Raw genomic sequence first — 17,073 nt, 5'->3', positions numbered from 1 at the left:
CTTGTTTTGTATATTTCCTTTTTTGGAGAAATGAAACCTGCGAGAACCTGCAGATCCGTTCACTGCTCATCAAAGCGGTCAAGCAAGCTCAGCAAATACGTGTCCAGCCGGTGCTGCACCAGTTCATCCGATAGCCCTTTTACGCCAAATGCCGGCCACCCTGCATAAACGGAAGGAGTCCCTTCCAAAATATCGGTTAAAGAAAGCAAATCCCAATACGGGTCATAGGAAAATGCCGAGCCAGCATGCTGGTAATAAGCGCCTAAAAAGTCATCGGCTGCCGAAACCCCGTGCAATTGCGCCAAGTTGACTCGGCAATGACCCACATCAATTCCGGCCGGTCCGCGGCAAGAATTGACCCAATCGACAATGCCGCTTACTTGATTTCCTGTCCACAATACATTCGCCGGATGATAATCCCGGTGAATAAAACAAGCTGGCGCTGGCGGACGTGGCCCAGCTATGATGTAAAACGCCCGCATCCATTCTTCTGGCCTTTTTGACCATAGCGGTTTTTCCATTGCCGGTTCGTTATAAGAAAAATAATCAAAAGGAAATCCTTCCGCTTTGAATTGATGAATAGCTGCCAAATTCTGCGCGAGCCCGTCAATCCACAACGGTTCTTGCTTCGGTTCCAAAACCACCGCGCCCTCAAGTTTCGTCATCAAAACAGCCGGTGCGCCACAGTGCTCCCCCAACTCATCAAAACCGATCAAACGAGGGGTAGCCATGCCCAGCTGTTCGGCGTATCGCAAGCTTTCCGCTTCATGCCGCGCCAAGTCCGGTTCCATTGCCAGCCATTCTTTATCTGTGAATAGCCGCAGGATATACGCTTGCTTTTCTTCCCCTTGAAAAAGATCCAGCTCATATAAAGCCGAGGATGTGCCGCCGGATAAAGTCTCTATTCGGCTGACTTCCGCTGCGTTGCCAGCAGTTGCCACGACCCAATCGACGGCTTTTCGAGACAATGCAGGGAATTCTCTAGTTGCCATCTCTTTGGCTCCTTCCGATTCGCTTTTCTGTTCTTTCCCATACCCTTTCTCCTACAAAGTATACCGCTCGCCTCTCAGCGTTTACTCTCTTTTTGACAGGGTATGTTTTAAAGACAGCACGCCTGGAAAACGGAACGATGAACCTCATTAAAAAAGGAGTTGTAAAGATGAAAGTCAAGCACCCCATTCCTAGAGCAAAAGAATTGGACAGCACCCTATCGTTAATCAAAGAAGGATTTGACTTTATGCCAAGCCGACGAAAAACGCTTGGTTCCGATATTTTTGAAACTCGCTTGATGGGGCAAAAAGCCGTTTGCATCGCCGGTGAACAAGCAGCGGCAGTTTTTTACGACAACAAATACTTTACACGCAAAGGCGCTATGCCTAAACCGTTGAAAAAAACTTTGCTTGGTGAAGGCGGCATCCATGGAAGAGATGGTGAAGACCATCACCATTTAAAGCGGATGTTTTTGTCAATGATGACGCCGGAACGCCTTGAAGACATCAAGCGGATGGCCATCGAAGAGCTTGATGCGAAAGCCAGCAAATGGGAAACGATGGACGAAGTGGTTTTATTGGATGAAGTGGAAGAAATTTTAACGAGAGCTGTGTGCCATTGGGCCGGTTTGCCGTTGAAAGAAAACGAAGTTAAGCAACGGACACAGGAACTGTCGGCTATGGTCGATTCGTTCGGCGGCTCGCTCCACCGATTTAAAGAAGGCGCTGAAGCTCGGCAAAGCCAAGAAAAATGGCTGGAAGGCATCATCAAAGACATTCGGGCCGGGCGATATAACCCAGCGCCGAACACTGCAGCTTATATCGTGGCTCATCACAAAGGAACGGACGGCAAATACTTGGATCTGCATAAAGCAGCAGTCGATTTGAACAATTCCTACCGCCCGATGCTCGCTACCGCCTATTTGATTGTCTTCGGTGCACTCGCCATCCACCAGTATCCCGAGACCCGGACAAAACTGCAAGCTGACCAAAACCAGTACAGCCACATGTTTGCGCAGGAAGTGCGCCGCTTTTACCCCTTTGCTCCTGCAATGGCTGCGAAAGTGAAGCGAGACTTTGTCTGGCATGGCTATCATTTCAAAAAGAACATGCTGGTGGTGCTCGACATTTTTGGAACCAACCGCCATCCTGATATTTGGAAAAGAGCGGATGAATTTATTCCTGAGCGCTTCAACGATTGGAAAGGCAGCCCGTTTGCCTTTATTCCGCAAGGCGGAGGCGACCATCATAGCGGCCACCGCTGCGCCGGGGAATGGATGACGGTTATGGTCATGCAAGCGTTCTTTAAGTACTTGACCGAAAATATTACGTATACAGTACCTGAACAAGATTTATCCTATGACATGCGCCGCATGCCGACGATGCCGAAAAGCCGGTTCATCATCACAAACGTGCAAAAGCTTCAGCAATCGCCGAAAAACATCATCGGCCAGCACCAAACCCCGACAGCCGTGACGTTTTAATCAAACAATCAAAACAGCCCGCTCATACGTGAGCAGGCTGTTTCCATTTCTAAACTTTCAAATGATGATGCGCCAAACCGACTTTTTCGATTTGGATGGTCGTGTGTTCGATTTTAAAGTGATCGTGGATCAAACCGATTGCTTCCTGCAAAACCCGTTGCTCATCCGCCCCCGCTTCCACATCCAAATGGCAGGAAAACGAATCAAACCCTGACGTAATAGTCCAAATGTGAAGGTCGTGGATATCCAGTACACCGTCAATTTTTTTCAGCAAGGCTTTCGCTTCCTCTGGATGAATCGTTGCTGGCGTTCCTTCCATCAAAATATGGATGCTGTTTTGCAAAATGCCCCAAGCACTCTTTAAAATCAGCAGCGCGACCAGTACGGAAACAATCGGGTCGGCAATGGTCCACTCGAAAAAGAGAATGAGCAGCCCGCCGGTAATTGCGCCGACAGACCCTAACGCATCTCCGATTACATGCACGTAGGCACTTTTCATATTCAAATTGCCATGGACGTCCCCGCTTTTGTGCAGCGCCAACGCACTTAATACATTCGCCAGCAATCCGATGACCGCAATAACCAGCATCCAGCCGCCTCGAATTTCCTCAGGCTCGACAAACCGTTCAAACGCTTCGTATATGATAAACCCTGCCATCACAAATAGCGTGATGCCATTGAAAAAAGCCGCCAAAATTTCAAAGCGGTAATAACCGTATGTTTTATTCGCAGAAGCCGCTTTTCCAGCAAATCCGATTGCCACTAAGCTGAGAAGCAAGGAACTTGCGTCGGAGAGCATATGGCCGCTGTCGGAAATGAGCGCCAGGCTGTTCGTAAACAAGCCGCCGAAAAATTCCAGCAGCATGATGCCAGTTGTAATGGCAAGTGCCAGGAATAAGCCTTTCCGGTTGCCCGCACGCGCTGATTCAAAATGATTGTGTTCGTGTGCCATGGTGCCGCCTCCTGTCTTTAAAGCCATTTTAGCAAAAAAGTTGAATTGACAGTACATGCGAAGTCTTATACGATAGGTGAGGAAAAGTAAATAACCCGGCAACGGGAGAGGTTCATAGCATTATACCCTCTATAAAAAACTATGGATTGTTGAAACTCAGCCAAATCCACATGCGATTTGGCTTTTTCTTTGTCCGTTTTCTATAGGCTTCTCTCACACCGGCATCTTAAAGGAGGCCTTTTTTTATGGCAGGAAGAAACGAAGACACGCTCGACCACTTAGCACTTCTCGGCAATCAAAACACCAAGTACAAGTTTGAGTATGACCCGAACATACTCGAAGCGATCGACAATTTGCACACGCGGGATTATTTCGTGAAGTTCAATTGCCCGGAGTTTACCTCGCTTTGCCCGCAGACCGGCCAACCGGATTTTGCGACCATTTACTTGAGCTTTATTCCGGATAAGAAATTGGTGGAAAGCAAATCGCTGAAATTATACTTGTTCAGCTTCCGCAACCATGGAGATTTCCATGAAGACGTGGTGAACATCATCATGAACGACTTAATTGATTTACTGGATCCTCGCTATATCGAAGTGTGGGGCAAATTCACGCCGCGCGGCGGCTTGTCGATTGACCCTTACACAAATTACGGAAAACCAGGCACAAAATACGAAGAAATGGCGTCGTACCGGATGATGAATCATGACATGAACCCCGAAACGATTACCAACCGATAAGGGGGATTTATTATGTTGCTTTACTTAAACGGCGCATTTGTCGGTCTTTTGATTCTTTCCAATATCTTATCCGTCAAGTTGTTCAGCATCGGGGAATGGGCGGTTTTGCCAGCGGCGGTCATCGTCTACATTTTCACGTTCCCAATCACCGACACGATTGCTGAAGTATATGGCAAAGAAGCCGCAAGAAAAACCGTTCTGTCAGGGTTTATTACACAAATCTTTGCATTGGTATTCATTTATTGCGCAATCCACTTGCCTTCAGCTCCATTTTTTAGCGAACAAGAATCGTTTGAAACGATTTTCTCTGCCGGTTTCCGCGTGACGCTCGCGAGCTTAGTTTCGTATTTTGTCAGCCAAAACCTAGATGTCAGCATTTTCCACAAGCTGAAAGAGCGCCACGGCGAATCCAAACTGTGGTTCCGTAAAAACGCTTCGACGATGGTCAGCCAGTTTGTGGATACAGCTCTTTTCATCACTATCGCGTTTTACGGCACGATGCCGCTTGGCGCCTTGGTGGCCATGATTTTCACCCAATATGCTTTTAAATGGCTTGCTGCTGCTGCGGATACGCCTCTCGTTTATTTGCTCGTTGCTTTTTGCAGACGCTCACAAAAATCTGGCAAACACGTATACGGCTAAGTGCATAGAAAAACCCGGAAGCAGCACTGCTTCCGGGTTTTTCTTATAAATTACACTTTTTGAAGTTCAGAAGCCGTTTGTTGGTCCGGGCGAATTTTTGCATTTTGCAAAATAAAGTCGGCCAATACCGGCAAATGATCCGATGCGTCTGTATTCATAACTGCCGTTTGGACGGCATCAAGTTCATCGTCTGAAAAAATATAGTCGATGCGCGTCACCGGCTTCGTCTGTTCTGCAGTCACTTCTTCGTAGAAATACGAAGGGTATGTGTAAGCGTCCCCTCTTCTCATGTGCAAGAAGGAATCGGTAAATTGCTTTCTTATTTTTTTAATTTGTGTATGTTCAGGAGCTGCATTGAAATCTCCCGCGATGATGCGAGGAAACTTTCTTCTCTCCGTCAATTTTAAAAGTTCGTTGACGCTGACTTCCAATTCTTCATCTTTGAAAGCCAAATGCGTATTAAAAACGCTAATATGAGTGCCTTGTAAATCGATGACGGCTTCTAGGATGCCGCGCTGTTCATTATGGCCGAATGGGGTAGCCACTTGGCGCAATAAATGATTTTCAACGTACTTGATCGGGTATTTGCTTAAAATGGCGTTGCCGAATTGGCGTCTGGACCGTTCGGATTCTGATGGATCCAAATCTAAATTTGCACCAAACACAGCTTCCATTCCCAACCGTTTGCTCAACCAGTCGACTTGGTCTACAAAAGAGCTCCGCTCTGAAAAAAAGCGGTCGACTTCTTGCAAAGCGACAATTCCTGCGCAAGAATCTTCAATTACTGAAGCCGTTCTTTCTAAATCCACCGTTCCATCCATCCCTAATCCATGAGCGATATTGAACGACATGACTTTCACAGAAACTATTGGCGCCTTCTTTTTCCCCACCACTCTAATCCTCTCCTTTTCGAATAAAACGAGTCACCGGCAAGAGTATTGATTGCTTTGATTATAGCAAATAAACCCGTGAAAAACCGTATATTTTTTGTAAATTTCTATTAATTCTCTGTAAAGAAGTACCTAAAAAAACGAGTGCCTATTTTAGAGGCACTCGTTTGTTTTTAAGCCGCTTTTCAGCTATATATTATCTAGTAAATCCAGTATAAATATAGATGGCATCTCGTAAAAACACGGCGGTTCCTGGCTGGTCTTTGTCATAATACGCGGTAAAGCGTTCGTCGTCCACGTACATCTGCGCAAGTCCGGCATGGGCTTCTTTGCTGTACGTCGGCCAGGTAAAAGCCAGCCATTGCTTATGCAAATCGGCCGCTTTTTGGGCCAGTTCGCTTTCAGGAGCTCCAGTCTTGAACGCTTCCGCCAGCGTTTTCTGAAGTTCTTCGCCAAGACGGGTGAATTCAGCGAACCGCTCCTCGCTCATGTTCATCATTTTTGCGTTCGATGCGTCGATCGTCTTGTCCCCGTATTTCTCCCGGATTTCATCGCCGTACTGCTTTTCATTGTCCTCAATCAGCTTCTGTTTGAATCCTTCAAATTTTTCATTGTCTGCCATTTGACTCTTCCCTTCTGCTGCGGAAATAGTTTTTTCCACATTGGTGATCAAGAGGTCCAGTTGTTGGCGTCTTTGGAGAAGCTGTTCCCGGTGCATTTTCAATGCAGCAGAACCGTCAAACGCAGGATCATTGACAATTTTTTTGATGTGATCCAACTCAAGCCCGAGTTCACGGTAAAAGAGGATTTGCTGCAGCTTGTCCACTTCGGTTTTCCCGTAAATCCGGTACCCTGATGAATTTTTTCTGGCCGGCTTCAGAATATCAATTTCATCGTAATACCGAAGCGTCCTCGTGCTGATTCCCGCTAGTTTCCCCAACTTTTGCACGGTGTATTCCATCCGCTCACCTCCTGATAACTCCACTCTACACCTTCACGCAGCGTCAAGGTCAAGGCGTTTGTCCCGCTTTAACGGGCAGTAAAACTCCCACTTCTGCCAGTGGGAGATCAACTGACCGTAAAAGCCCGATTGGATCAACTACCACTCAGAGGGGGATGAAGACCCCCCCTCTGAGTGAAGTTTCTCTTTATTCGCAAGAATTTACGTTAATTGCTGTTCCGCAAATTCCCGGTATAACTCGTGAGATGCGGTCAAGTTCAAATGGGTGCCAAGACCCGTGACCCGCCCTTTTTCAATAAAGACGATTTTATCGGCATCGACGATTGTCGACAACCGGTGGGCGATGACAAACGTCGTCCGCCCTTCCATCAATCGGCTCAAGGCCTGCTGGACAATGGCTTCTGATTGGCTGTCGAGGCTCGCCGTCGCTTCATCCATCATGAGAATTTTGGGGTCGCGCAAAAATGCCCGGGCAATCGCGATTCGCTGGCGCTGGCCGCCCGACAATTTGACTCCGCGCTCTCCGACTTCCGTATTCAGTCCTTCCGGAAAGGCTTTGATGAATTCTTCGGCATATGCCATCGCCGCCACTTTCCACAATTGTTCATCAGAAATTGTGTCCGCATCCGGCAATCCGTATACGAGATTTTCCCGAATCGTCCCGCCCATCATGGCGCTTTCCTGTGGGACATAGCCAATCTGGCTGCGCCAGGAAGCCAAAGACAAGTCGCGGATTGGGGTGCCGCCAATGGTGATTTCCCCAGAAAGCGGTTCGTAAAATCGTTCAATCAACCCGAATATCCTGGTTTTCCCGCTTCCGCTTGGCCCGGCAAACGCAATCATCTCGCCTGGCTGCGCTTCAAACGAAACATTATGAAGAACCGGCTCGCCTGTTTCGTAAGCAAAGCTGACGTTCGACAAGCGCAAAGGTTTATTGGCGATATCAGCTTGAATGCCTTGTTGTTCTTCTTCAAGCGGTACCGCCAAAATTTCGATAATGCGCTCGGTTGCCCCTTTTGCTTTTTGCAGCTCCGTGAAAAACAGCGCAAATGTCGTAATCGGCATAATGATTTGGAATAAATACAATAAAAATGCCACAAGCGACCCGGTTGACATCGTTCCTTCCGCAACACGGATGCCGCCGTAGCTGATGATCATGACCACAACGAGCATAACGACGGTGTACATAAGCGGCGCAATCAAGGCATACACTTTCGCTTCTTTCAACCCAAAGTCGAAGAGTTTCTGGATGCCTTTTAACCCTTTGGCTTCTTCAGCTAGTTCTGCTGTAGACGATTTCATCAGCCGGATTTCACTCAAAGTCTGTTGGACATTTCCGGTAAACACAGCCGTTTCGTCTTGCAGACCGCGCGAGATTTTCGCCATCTTCCTCCCCAACGGAATCATTGCTGCAATTGTAATCGGAACCGATACGAGCATGATCAGCGTCATTTTCCAATCAAGCAGCAACAAGATAATGATGGCGCCGATAATGGAAATGATACCGGTGACAAATTGAGGGAAATGATCTGTGATCAAATTCCGTACAATCCCGGTGTCGTTGACGATCCGGCTGACCGTTTCCCCGCTCGATTGCTGGTCAAAATAAGGAACGCGCAGACGAATCAAACGAATCCACATCTTTTCGCGCAGCCCGGCAACAATTTTCTGGCCGACCATGCTGAGCAGATAAATGGAGATCCCGTTAATGACTGCCTGCAAAATAAACGCTGCGGCAATGCCGGCTATCAGCGGTGCGCTCACCGCGTCGATTGAAAAGCCGTCTACCAGAGTTCGCGTCAATAGCGGGACTGCCAACCCGACCAATGTCGTAATCAAACTCGAAGCAAGGCCGATAATCAACGCCCATTTGGGCACCTTTAATGACAAAATCAGCTCGATAAACGGTTTTAAGCCAACTTTTTCTTCTTTCTTTCTCATTATCGAAAGCCCCTTTAATCGAATTTCGCGTAAATGCAGGTGTCCGTCAGACGTTTTCCGTCTACGGATAATTCATCATTATGTAAGGTGCCTTCCAGCTTGAACCCCAGTTTTTCCGGAATCGCCCGGCTTTTCACGTTTTCGGCGTCGCAGCGGATTTCCAGCCGTTTGCATCCAAAACCGTTCAGCGCCACATCGCTTAACGCCGCCACCGCTTCCGCCATAAACCCGGATCCGCTCCATTTCGTTGCAATCCAGTAGCCGATTTCCATTTTCGGCATGTCCCATTCAATGTCATGAAACCCCGTCGTTCCAATAAACTCTCCGGTTTCTTGCTGGAAAATCAAATATCGCAAACTTTCCTTCTTTAAAAAGTCCAGGTGTGCTTCCATCAAATTTATTTCGGTTTCCTCAGGCGTCGGCAATGTCTGCGCAAATTGAAGCCATGGCTTCAATTCGTTGATGGAAGCGCGAATAGCGGCATTCACCGCCTTGCCGTCGCCGGAACGCGGCATCCGAAGAAGCAATCGTTCCGTATGGATTTCAGTTGGAATGGCAGGTATTTGTGTCTGCATCAGTCATTCTCCTTTATGAATTAAGCTGCTTTTATTTTCCTATCGCTTGGCAGCCATAAACCAACGAGGCCAATGATTGGCAAGAAAGACACGATAATCATCGTGTCGTAGACGCCGATGGCATCCATCAATATGCCGATCACCACTCCGCCAATCGCGCCCATGCCAAACGCCAAACCGACCGTCAGCCCGGACATTGTGCCGATTTTGCTTGGCACCAGTTCCTGCGCATACACCACGGTTACAGAAAAGCTCAGCATGATGAAAAAGCCGATGAGCGCCAATAGGATAATGACGGCGAAAAGCGGGACGTACGGCAATACAAGTGCCAGCGGAATCGGCACAGCAAGAGACAGGACAATGACGTTTTTCCGGCCCATCTTATCTGCCAGTGGGCCGCCGAAAAAGGTGCCGGCCGCTCCGACCGCTAGAAATAGGAATATGTACAGTTGCCCTTGCTGAATCGTCAATCCGTACGAATCAATCAAATGAAACACGTAAAAACTCGTCATATTCGTGACATAAAACGACCGGGCAAAAATAATGACCAATAACAGCGCCAGCGCAACACCGACTTGCTTTCTCGTCATTTCCGGCAGCGAAGACAACAATACTTTCTTCACTTTCTGCAACTTTTCCTGTGCCAATTGCTCTTTGTACCACAAGGAAATTCTCGACAAGATAAAAATGCCGAGTGCCGCGACGAACAAAAACAACGCCGCGCCTCGTTGGCCAAACGGCACTAAAATAAATGCGCTGATGAGCGGCGCTAAGGCTTGGCCGGAATTTCCGCCAACTTGGTAAATTGACTGGGACAAGCCTCTTCTTGATCCTGCCGCCATGAAAGAAACGCGTGAGCCTTCCGGGTGGAAAATCGCAGACCCAAATCCGAGAAACATCACGGAAACTAAAATCATCCAGTATTCAGGGAAAAACGCCAACCCCGCGATTCCTAAAAAGGAACTGGCCATGCCAATCGGCAAAGCGAACGGCATCGGCTTTCGGTCGCTGATCAAGCCGACGACCGGCTGTAAAACAGAGGCCACCATGTTTAAAGCGAATGCGATAAATCCTAATTGCGTATAAGTCAAGCCAAGATCCGTCTCCAAAATCGGAAACATCGCCGGGACGACGGCTTGCAGTGAATCGTTGAGCAAATGGCAGCTGCCCATTGCAAACATCACTGCGTAGACCGGATTTCCGGTTGCAGAAGAAGAAAGAGTTTTTGCCATTATGGTTCCTCCAGTGAACTAATTGTCTACATTCATTATAGAATAGTTTCCATTAATCAGACATCCTCAGCCTGATTTTGGCAAAAAGAAAACACTTGCGGACGGGAATCCACAAGTGTTTAAGCCATCTGCGGCTTTCTTAAGTTTTTCAACCGACTGTCCAAGACAAAATTGCCGAACGGAATAAACGCCACAATCACAGCGCCTACCGAAAAACGGAACGGCCATTTGACGACAAACGTCATATAAGCGATGAATAAACAATAGATGGTAAACAACCCGCCATGGATTGCACCAACTACACTCACCATTTCCGGCATATCAAACATATATTTCAACGGCATGGCGATAAACAGCAGCACCAATAGCGAGCTTCCTTCTATCAATCCCATAAAGCGAAATTTTTCCAATGCATTCTTTATCATTCATTTCCCCTCGCATTCTCATTTCATTATAGAAGGGGGCGGATAAACCTGTACAGCCATGTCCGGCAGATTGGAGAAAGAAAACAAAAGCATCTTCAACGTTTCGCCATAGTTTTCGATAGATCAACATCCGAACAAGCACTTATTGCAATTTCACGAACAACACTTTCAAGTAGTCGCCTTCTTTAAATTCTTTCATGACGCGGAAGTCGCTTGGCAGCGTGAATTCCTCCACAATGCTGTATTTTTTGCCAAGGTCTTTGAAGGCCTTGTCGATAAAGCCTTTGAACTTCTTCATGCCGAACGATGCGCTGTTTGTCGAAGCGACGATCACGCCGTTTTTCTCGGTGATTTCAATGGCTTCTTTCATTAATGCCGTGTAATCTTTCGACGTGCTGAACGTGTACTTTTTCGAACGCGCAAAGCTTGGCGGATCCAAAATGACCAAATCGAATTTCAGCTCTTTGCGTTTGGCGTATTTAAAATAATTGAAGACGTCCATGACGAGAATGTCTTGGCTTTCGTAGTCAATATTATTTACGCTGAATTGCTCGATCGTTTTGCTGGAGCTGCGCTTCGCCAAATCGACGCTCGTTGTCTTCACCGCTCCGCCGATTGCCGCAGCAACCGAGAAAGCGCCGGTATACGAGAACGTATTGAGTACCGTCTGGCCTTTTGCGTAGCTTTCTTTGATTTTATTTCGGACATCGCGCTGGTCGAGGAAAATGCCTGTCATCGCGCCATCGTTCAAATAAATGGCGAAATTGACGTTGTTTTCTTTGATGATCAGTGGGAATTCGCCGCGCTCGCCTGCCACAAAATCATCTTCTTCGATATACTGCCCTTTTGTGTCAAAGCGTTTCTTTTGGTAAATCCCTTTGCAGTCGGCCACGTTTTGAAGCGCTTCAACCACTTGGTCTTTGAACGTGTAGACGCCTTCGCTGTACCAGCTGAGCATATAAAAACCGGCGAAATAATCGATCGTCAATCCGCCAAAACCGTCGCCTTCCCCGTTGAACACGCGGAACGCCGTCGTTGCCGGATCGTTAAAGAAAGCTTGGCGCCGCTCAAGAGCTTCTGCAAGTTTCCGTTCAATAAATGCTCCATCGATCGCTTCGTTTTCATTGTGCGTCAGTACCCAGCCATAGCCTTTGTTTTGTTTGCCTGAGTACCCTTTGGCAAGAAAACGGCCTTGCTTGTCCATTAATCGCACAATCGCGCCTTCTGTCGTTAACGCGTCGGCATTTTCCAATGAATCTTTCGTAATGAGCGGGAAGCCTTTAGCGTATTCCCCTTTAAATTTATCAGTCACTTTAATGGAAATCTCTGTTTTCATCGACTCATCCTATCTGTCACATCTTGTTATTAGTGTAATACAAAGCCGCGTTCATTTATAGCGTTTGCCACTTTTTTGGATTTACTGTCCGGCAGCAATAAAATACTGTCTGTAATCTGAGAAATACTGTCCAATTTAACCGTAATACTGTCCGCAGCCTGTTTTCAACGAAAAAAAAGTGGCACAAGTCCGTTTTTCAACGTTTTGTACCACCTCTTCTCTTAGGCTTGAAGCCATTCCCACGCTTCTTCGCTTTCATTCAAGTTAAAATGCTTTGTCTTGATGCCGGGCATCAAGCCGCTCGCTTCGGTCATGCCTTGCAGCTTTTTATTGTCACTGAGAACCGCCATCTTCGCGTATTGGCTCCACCGATGGACATCGATCTTCACTTCTTTTGCTGCTGCTTGCAAGCTCAAGCCGTCAAAATCATACACCATAGCGTATACATTAAACGTGCCTTTGTCTTCAAATTTTTCTTGAATGGCTTTATCCAGTTTTTCCATATCTTCCTCTTCCACATTGCCGTTTACTTCCACTGCAATCGTATGGAAATCCTTGCTTGGCACTAACGTCAGCATCCAATCGCCCCTTTCAAATCACTTCCAGTTTACTGTATCTTTTCCCTATCTGCTTCGATTGAAACAGCTGTCTTTTCTTTTACTACGCATTAATTATACAATATATTGTATAATCATCTGTTTGATTTTTTCGAATTGGTGTATAATGGATAGTAGCTATTTCCAGTAGAAAGGGGGATCTGCATGCCGGTTCCAGTAAACCACCCAAAGCCAGTCCGCGTTACTGCCAAAGAAAGTGCCTATAACCAATTGCTGCAATGGATCATCGAAGGCACCTTACAACCTGATGAAAAGTTGGTAGACACCGACCTCGCACAAGCATTAAGTTTGAGCAGGACCCCAATCAGAGAAGCGCTTCAACTTTTAGAAGTGCAAGGCTTTGTTGAAATGTTTCCTGGAAAAACGACGCGGGTGACGAAAGTCCATAAAGAAGATATTCAACACCTTCTTCCCCCAGTAGCTGTACTTCAGGCATTGGCCGCTGAACTGGCCATTCAACATTTGGACGAAGAACTGATTGTTTCGTTGAAAGAGACGAACGAACGGTTTGCCGAATCCATCAAGACGAACGATAATTTTTCAGCGTTGAAAATCGACGAGGAATTTCATCAACTGATTGTCAATGCTGCACAAAATCCTTATATTCATACGATGCTCCACCGACTGCAATCGCACGTCAGACGGCAGTTTTTCCATAACTCGTTGATTGTTACCGCGGGTTCATATGAAGCCCATGTGGACATTATTCAAGCTCTTGAGGAAAAAGATGCTGAAAAAGTATCCCACCTGATGAGAGCAAATTGGATTCGCACTATAGATGAATTGACTGCACCAGCGTCAAATTGAAAAAGCATTGCCGAAAGCCGGATGGCTTTTGGCAATGCTTTTGTGTTTAGAAGCCTGTCCAATTTTTTGGGCAAGCCATGTTAACTTAAATTAAATATTGTTTCTCGCCGGGCGGGGGCTTACGGATTTTTTGAAGTTCGCAATAACTCCCGTAATGGTAATGACAATAACAGCTGGAACAAACCAGCCGAGTCCGCTTGCATAAAGCGGGAGCACCGACGTATAGAAATCAATGATGGCTTGCAGCCATGCCGGATTCGCCATTTCAAGCGAAGCAGTCAATGTTTTTAGTCCGTCGATGACACTGATGAAAAATGTAACTGTGATGGCTGATACGTATACAAGGCGATCGTGTTTGAACAGCGGGGACAAAAATGCCAACATGATCAAAACAATGGCCAGCGGGTACAGGAACATCAAAATCGGTATCGAGTAATTAATAATGTTCGACAAGCCTGCATTTGCGACGATCAAAGAGAAAAGGGAAAAAATAACGACATACTTCTTATAGCTAATGCCAGGTGTTAACTTATGGAAAAACTCAGCATTCGCCACTATTAAACCGATGGCTGTCGTTAAACAAGCAAGTGTAATAATCAAGGCAAGAAGCGCTGCACCAAACGTTCCAAAATAATAAGAAGAAGCTTCGCTTAGAACTGGGCCGCCTGTGTCAAACAAACCAAACACGCCTGTGCTTGTAGCGCCAAGATAAGCAATTCCCACATAAACCACAGCGAGCAAGCCAACTGCTACGATGCCGCTTTTCATCGTCGCCGACAAAATGCCTTTTGGCGAATTTACTCCAAGTTTTCGAATGGTGGAGATAACAATGATCCCGAATACTAAAGAAGCCAAGGCATCCATTGTGTTGTAGCCTTCCGTAAAGCCTTTCAAGAACGCTCCTGATGCATATGCTTCTTGCGGCGCTTGCATAGCACCCAGCGGTTTTACGATAACCATGATCAATAACAGCAACAAGGCCAACAAAATAGCGGGCGATAAAAATTTCCCGATGCTGTCAACCATCTGCGAAGGATTCAACGACAACCAAAGCGAAATCCCGAAAAAGATTACCGAGAAAATGACAAGCCCAAGAGCTAAATTGCCATCTCCAACAAATGGCGCAATGCCGATTTCATAGGCAACCGCTCCCGTCCGCGGAAGTGCGAAGAAGGGCCCGATAGTCAAATACAAAGTAGCGGTAAAAATTAAGCCAAAGAGCGGATGAACCCGGCTCGACAAATCTTGCAAATCATTGCTTTTCGAATAGCCGATCGCTAGTATCCCTAATAGCGGCAAGCCTGCTCCTGTAATCAGAAACCCTGCAATCGCCAGCCACACGTTTTCCCCTGCATACTGCCCCAATTGAGCTGGAAAGATTAAGTTTCCTGCTCCAAAAAACAAAGCAAACAACATCATTCCAACAACGGCATAAGATTTAAAAGACAATTTCGTTTCCATTCCCATTTCCTCCTTGATACTACTGTTTTCCAGTTCCATACATTACTTTATCGAAATAATTAAAAATCCATGGTTACTCGTTAAATATTTAGTATGCAATATATTACTAAGGTAATCATACAATAAATTATGATAATTGCAATGAAGATGACTGAAATTTTTAAAAAAATCTGTTTATTTCGGTAACAGAAGTATTTTCTATCTTTTTTTAAAATAACATTTACTTGAAAAATCGTAGTACTATGCGGTCAAAAAAAAGAATCTGCCGCTTTGGCAGATTCTTTGATCAGTTTCACTGTGGAGGATGCAGTGTCAATAACGGAGCGCTGCCACTGACTTGCTGATGGTGACTTTCTCCATATCATAGCCTTTCCACTTCAGGTAATGTTCCATACCGCTTTTTGCGATGTCCACATTGTTTTTCGGGCCAATGGTAACATGCTTGATGGGCAGCTTTGATTGAAAATCAATCGCGATATACGGAATAATCACTCCGTTTTGAGCGCGGAATTGTACTTTCGGCTTCTCGCCTTTCCTGGTCAACAGCGCAATTCGGTATTCTTCTTCGCTTTTAAAGGCCGGATCTTTGAAAAAGACGGAACACGTAGCAATCATCGAAAAGAAATGGTCGGCCAACGCAGTTTTCACTTCGCCAATTTCATACCGGTCAACGAGTTCGTAGGCTTCCAGCAGCAGCTCGATCAAAACGGCTTCCTGTTCCAGCCTTTCGTACATTACATAACCATGGAGCACATCCGGTCCGTCTGATAATAAACTGACATTTGCAAAAAGCTCTTCCGCTGAAAATCCAATATTATAGCCTTCCCCTCTGGCATAGTTATACCAAAGAGCAAGTGAATCTTGAGTATGCGATAACGAAAAGATATACGCTTCAAAACCGCTTTTTTGGACTTCCTCTATAAACAATTCCATTACTCGTTCCAATTCACGGATAAACAATCTCCATAAAGGCGAATTTTGGTGATTATCCATCTTCTTGATAATGTGCGCCAATACTCGTGAAAAATAAACCAATTCACTCGAATCGTTCAAAAACGTTCCTTTACTCATCCATAAGCGATTAGATTCGACCATCCCCATTAAACTCGGAAGAGCTGTGTAATGATAAAGAATTTGTTCGGTCGCGTGTGCTTTCTGGACTTTTTTCCCGACGTTATTGCGGAACTGCTGCTCAAGCGCTTCAGCTAATCTAATGTTGTTTTCCATGCGACAGCCCCTTTTCAAAACAGGTGAGAACGCTGTTTTTTTCTCCCTATTCCCGTTTCAAAAGGCTTCAAACTGCATTAAGATGAAGTGGTTGGGGACAAATACACTTCTTCAAATGGCTGGACAATGACGAACCCTTCGCCTGTGAATTCCATCTGGATCGACTCGCCGCTGCCGCGTCCGAGAAATGTGCGGAAGCTGATATCCGTACGGAATTCCGGTGTTAAATTTCCGGACCAAGCAACGGTTGCGTTTGGATCGGTGATAACCGATTCCCCCGGCCGCACTAGCAGCGTCAACGGCTCATAGTGGGACGTGATGGCGACTCTCCCTCGTCCTTTCAACGTCACATTGAACAATCCGCCTGCCATCATCCCGGCCACTTTCCGCATGAAGTTGATGTTCCACTCAATGCCCGGTTCAAATGCCAGCAAGTCATTGCCGTTGACGGTGATCGCTTCATCGTTCAACTCGAAAATCGTGATTTTCTTTCCTTTATCCGCCAAATACAACCGGCCCCGCCCGGTCGCTTTCATGAGCGAAGTACCTTCACCGGTCAGCGCTTTTTTGAACATCGTGCCAAGGCCATGCTCCATGATTCGCTCACGTTCAAACTTGATCTGCCCCGTATAGGAAATCATCGACCCCGCTTTTGCCCAAACCATATCAGTTAAGTTCACTTCCAAAATCCGCGGCGTTTCCAATTCAAAATAATCATTTTCCCGTTCGTCTTGCTGCGTTTTTCGAATAAATTCATCGATTGTGTAGTTTTCCACAGTTTATTCCCCCATTCG

17 protein-coding genes and 1 riboswitch are annotated in these 17,073 nt (G+C 46.3%); of the genes, 4 read left to right on the top strand and 13 right to left on the bottom strand.

The genetic code is table 11. The annotated features are described in order from the left end of the window. Positions 1-59: 59 nt before the first annotated feature. Positions 60-992, bottom strand: coding sequence for a phosphotransferase family protein (locus tag ACRRQV_RS11855; protein WP_432531052.1), 933 nt, complete (start codon positions 990-992; stop codon positions 60-62). 167 nt (positions 993-1,159) lie between these two features. On the opposite strand from ACRRQV_RS11855, the gene ACRRQV_RS11850 reads away from it, so the two are divergent. Further along, positions 1,160-2,473, top strand: coding sequence for a cytochrome P450 (locus ACRRQV_RS11850; RefSeq protein ID WP_432531050.1), 1,314 nt, complete (start codon positions 1,160-1,162; stop codon positions 2,471-2,473). A 49-nt stretch (positions 2,474-2,522) separates the two neighbouring features. Here ACRRQV_RS11850 and ACRRQV_RS11845 read toward each other — a convergent pair whose 3' ends face one another. Further along, positions 2,523-3,425 (bottom strand): cation diffusion facilitator family transporter, encoded by a 903-nt coding sequence (locus ACRRQV_RS11845; RefSeq protein WP_432531048.1) that lies wholly within the window; start codon positions 3,423-3,425, stop codon positions 2,523-2,525. A gap of 101 nt (positions 3,426-3,526) precedes the next feature. Next, positions 3,527-3,574: riboswitch (PreQ1 riboswitch) on the top strand. 96 nt (positions 3,575-3,670) lie between these two features. Here ACRRQV_RS11845 and queF point away from each other — a divergent pair. Together queF and ACRRQV_RS11835 are read left to right on the top strand one after the other, a co-directional pair. Continuing rightward, a complete protein-coding gene (queF, locus tag ACRRQV_RS11840) occupies positions 3,671-4,165 on the top strand; it encodes a preQ(1) synthase (protein WP_432531046.1) in 495 nt (164 codons plus the stop codon). 12 nt (positions 4,166-4,177) lie between these two features. After that, positions 4,178-4,807 (top strand): queuosine precursor transporter, encoded by a 630-nt coding sequence (locus ACRRQV_RS11835; RefSeq protein WP_432531045.1) that lies wholly within the window; start codon positions 4,178-4,180, stop codon positions 4,805-4,807. 50 nt (positions 4,808-4,857) lie between these two features. Here the strand turns inward: ACRRQV_RS11835 and ACRRQV_RS11830 are convergent, their stop codons facing one another. The 8 genes from ACRRQV_RS11830 to ACRRQV_RS11795 form a co-directional block, all read right to left on the bottom strand. Continuing rightward, positions 4,858-5,700, bottom strand: a complete 843-nt coding sequence (locus ACRRQV_RS11830; RefSeq protein WP_432531043.1) for an endonuclease/exonuclease/phosphatase family protein — start codon at positions 5,698-5,700, stop codon at positions 4,858-4,860. Between the two features lie 193 nt (positions 5,701-5,893). Then, positions 5,894-6,658 (bottom strand): MerR family transcriptional regulator, encoded by a 765-nt coding sequence (locus tag ACRRQV_RS11825; RefSeq protein ID WP_432531041.1) that lies wholly within the window; start codon positions 6,656-6,658, stop codon positions 5,894-5,896. Between the two features lie 201 nt (positions 6,659-6,859). Then, the gene (locus ACRRQV_RS11820) at positions 6,860-8,599 is read right to left on the bottom strand and encodes an ABC transporter ATP-binding protein (RefSeq protein WP_432531039.1); all 1,740 of its coding nucleotides are present in this window, start codon (positions 8,597-8,599) and stop codon (positions 6,860-6,862) included. Between the two features lie 14 nt (positions 8,600-8,613). Next, on the bottom strand, positions 8,614-9,174 hold the full coding sequence (locus ACRRQV_RS11815; RefSeq protein ID WP_432531037.1) for a GNAT family N-acetyltransferase: 561 nt from the start codon (positions 9,172-9,174) through the stop codon (positions 8,614-8,616). Positions 9,175-9,194: 20 nt separating this feature from the next. Further along, a complete protein-coding gene (locus ACRRQV_RS11810; protein ID WP_432531035.1) occupies positions 9,195-10,406 on the bottom strand; it encodes an MFS transporter in 1,212 nt (403 codons plus the stop codon). A gap of 119 nt (positions 10,407-10,525) precedes the next feature. Beyond that, a complete protein-coding gene (locus tag ACRRQV_RS11805; protein ID WP_432531033.1) occupies positions 10,526-10,831 on the bottom strand; it encodes a DUF3817 domain-containing protein in 306 nt (101 codons plus the stop codon). 142 nt (positions 10,832-10,973) lie between these two features. Further along, positions 10,974-12,167 carry a class I SAM-dependent rRNA methyltransferase gene (locus ACRRQV_RS11800; protein ID WP_432531031.1) on the bottom strand — a complete coding sequence of 398 codons (1,194 nt, stop codon included), beginning with the start codon at positions 12,165-12,167 and terminating at the stop codon, positions 10,974-10,976. Positions 12,168-12,388: 221 nt separating this feature from the next. Beyond that, the gene (locus tag ACRRQV_RS11795; RefSeq protein ID WP_432531029.1) at positions 12,389-12,745 is read right to left on the bottom strand and encodes an STAS/SEC14 domain-containing protein; all 357 of its coding nucleotides are present in this window, start codon (positions 12,743-12,745) and stop codon (positions 12,389-12,391) included. A gap of 183 nt (positions 12,746-12,928) precedes the next feature. Here ACRRQV_RS11795 and ACRRQV_RS11790 point away from each other — a divergent pair, with 183 nt between their 5' ends. Beyond that, positions 12,929-13,591, top strand: a complete 663-nt coding sequence (locus ACRRQV_RS11790; RefSeq protein WP_432531027.1) for a GntR family transcriptional regulator — start codon at positions 12,929-12,931, stop codon at positions 13,589-13,591. 90 nt (positions 13,592-13,681) lie between these two features. Here ACRRQV_RS11790 and brnQ read toward each other — a convergent pair whose 3' ends face one another. The 3 genes from brnQ to ACRRQV_RS11775 all read right to left on the bottom strand — a co-directional run bounded on the left by brnQ (position 13,682) and on the right by ACRRQV_RS11775 (position 17,055). Beyond that, positions 13,682-15,052, bottom strand: coding sequence for a branched-chain amino acid transport system II carrier protein (gene brnQ / locus ACRRQV_RS11785; RefSeq protein WP_432531025.1), 1,371 nt, complete (start codon positions 15,050-15,052; stop codon positions 13,682-13,684). A 312-nt stretch (positions 15,053-15,364) separates the two neighbouring features. Then, positions 15,365-16,279 (bottom strand): DUF2971 domain-containing protein, encoded by a 915-nt coding sequence (locus ACRRQV_RS11780; protein ID WP_432531023.1) that lies wholly within the window; start codon positions 16,277-16,279, stop codon positions 15,365-15,367. 77 nt (positions 16,280-16,356) lie between these two features. Beyond that, positions 16,357-17,055, bottom strand: a complete 699-nt coding sequence (locus ACRRQV_RS11775) for an AIM24 family protein (protein ID WP_432531021.1) — start codon at positions 17,053-17,055, stop codon at positions 16,357-16,359. Positions 17,056-17,073 lie beyond the last annotated feature (18 nt).

Source organism: Planococcus sp. YIM B11945 (genome assembly GCF_050864155.1).
Taxonomy (GTDB): domain Bacteria; phylum Bacillota; class Bacilli; order Bacillales_A; family Planococcaceae; genus Planococcus.
Note: the sequence above shows the minus strand (reverse complement) of the source record. Positions and strands in the feature narration are given on the sequence as shown.

What these genes read in the sequence shown, in the direction of transcription:
- ACRRQV_RS11780 (WP_432531023.1), bottom strand. Translation starts at nt 16,279, where the DNA reads ATGGAAAACAACATTAGATTAGCTGAAGCGCTTGAGCAGCAGTTCCGC.
- queF (WP_432531046.1), top strand. Translation starts at nt 3,671, where the DNA reads ATGGCAGGAAGAAACGAAGACACGCTCGACCACTTAGCACTTCTCGGC.
- ACRRQV_RS11825 (WP_432531041.1), bottom strand. Translation starts at nt 6,658, where the DNA reads ATGGAATACACCGTGCAAAAGTTGGGGAAACTAGCGGGAATCAGCACG.
- ACRRQV_RS11835 (WP_432531045.1), top strand. Translation starts at nt 4,178, where the DNA reads ATGTTGCTTTACTTAAACGGCGCATTTGTCGGTCTTTTGATTCTTTCC.
- ACRRQV_RS11815 (WP_432531037.1), bottom strand. Translation starts at nt 9,174, where the DNA reads ATGCAGACACAAATACCTGCCATTCCAACTGAAATCCATACGGAACGA.
- ACRRQV_RS11845 (WP_432531048.1), bottom strand. Translation starts at nt 3,425, where the DNA reads ATGGCACACGAACACAATCATTTTGAATCAGCGCGTGCGGGCAACCGG.
- ACRRQV_RS11805 (WP_432531033.1), bottom strand. Translation starts at nt 10,831, where the DNA reads ATGATAAAGAATGCATTGGAAAAATTTCGCTTTATGGGATTGATAGAA.
- ACRRQV_RS11850 (WP_432531050.1), top strand. Translation starts at nt 1,160, where the DNA reads ATGAAAGTCAAGCACCCCATTCCTAGAGCAAAAGAATTGGACAGCACC.
- ACRRQV_RS11800 (WP_432531031.1), bottom strand. Translation starts at nt 12,167, where the DNA reads ATGAAAACAGAGATTTCCATTAAAGTGACTGATAAATTTAAAGGGGAA.
- ACRRQV_RS11820 (WP_432531039.1), bottom strand. Translation starts at nt 8,599, where the DNA reads ATGAGAAAGAAAGAAGAAAAAGTTGGCTTAAAACCGTTTATCGAGCTG.
- brnQ (WP_432531025.1), bottom strand. Translation starts at nt 15,052, where the DNA reads ATGGAAACGAAATTGTCTTTTAAATCTTATGCCGTTGTTGGAATGATG.
- ACRRQV_RS11795 (WP_432531029.1), bottom strand. Translation starts at nt 12,745, where the DNA reads ATGCTGACGTTAGTGCCAAGCAAGGATTTCCATACGATTGCAGTGGAA.
- ACRRQV_RS11810 (WP_432531035.1), bottom strand. Translation starts at nt 10,406, where the DNA reads ATGGCAAAAACTCTTTCTTCTTCTGCAACCGGAAATCCGGTCTACGCA.
- ACRRQV_RS11855 (WP_432531052.1), bottom strand. Translation starts at nt 992, where the DNA reads ATGGCAACTAGAGAATTCCCTGCATTGTCTCGAAAAGCCGTCGATTGG.
- ACRRQV_RS11790 (WP_432531027.1), top strand. Translation starts at nt 12,929, where the DNA reads ATGCCGGTTCCAGTAAACCACCCAAAGCCAGTCCGCGTTACTGCCAAA.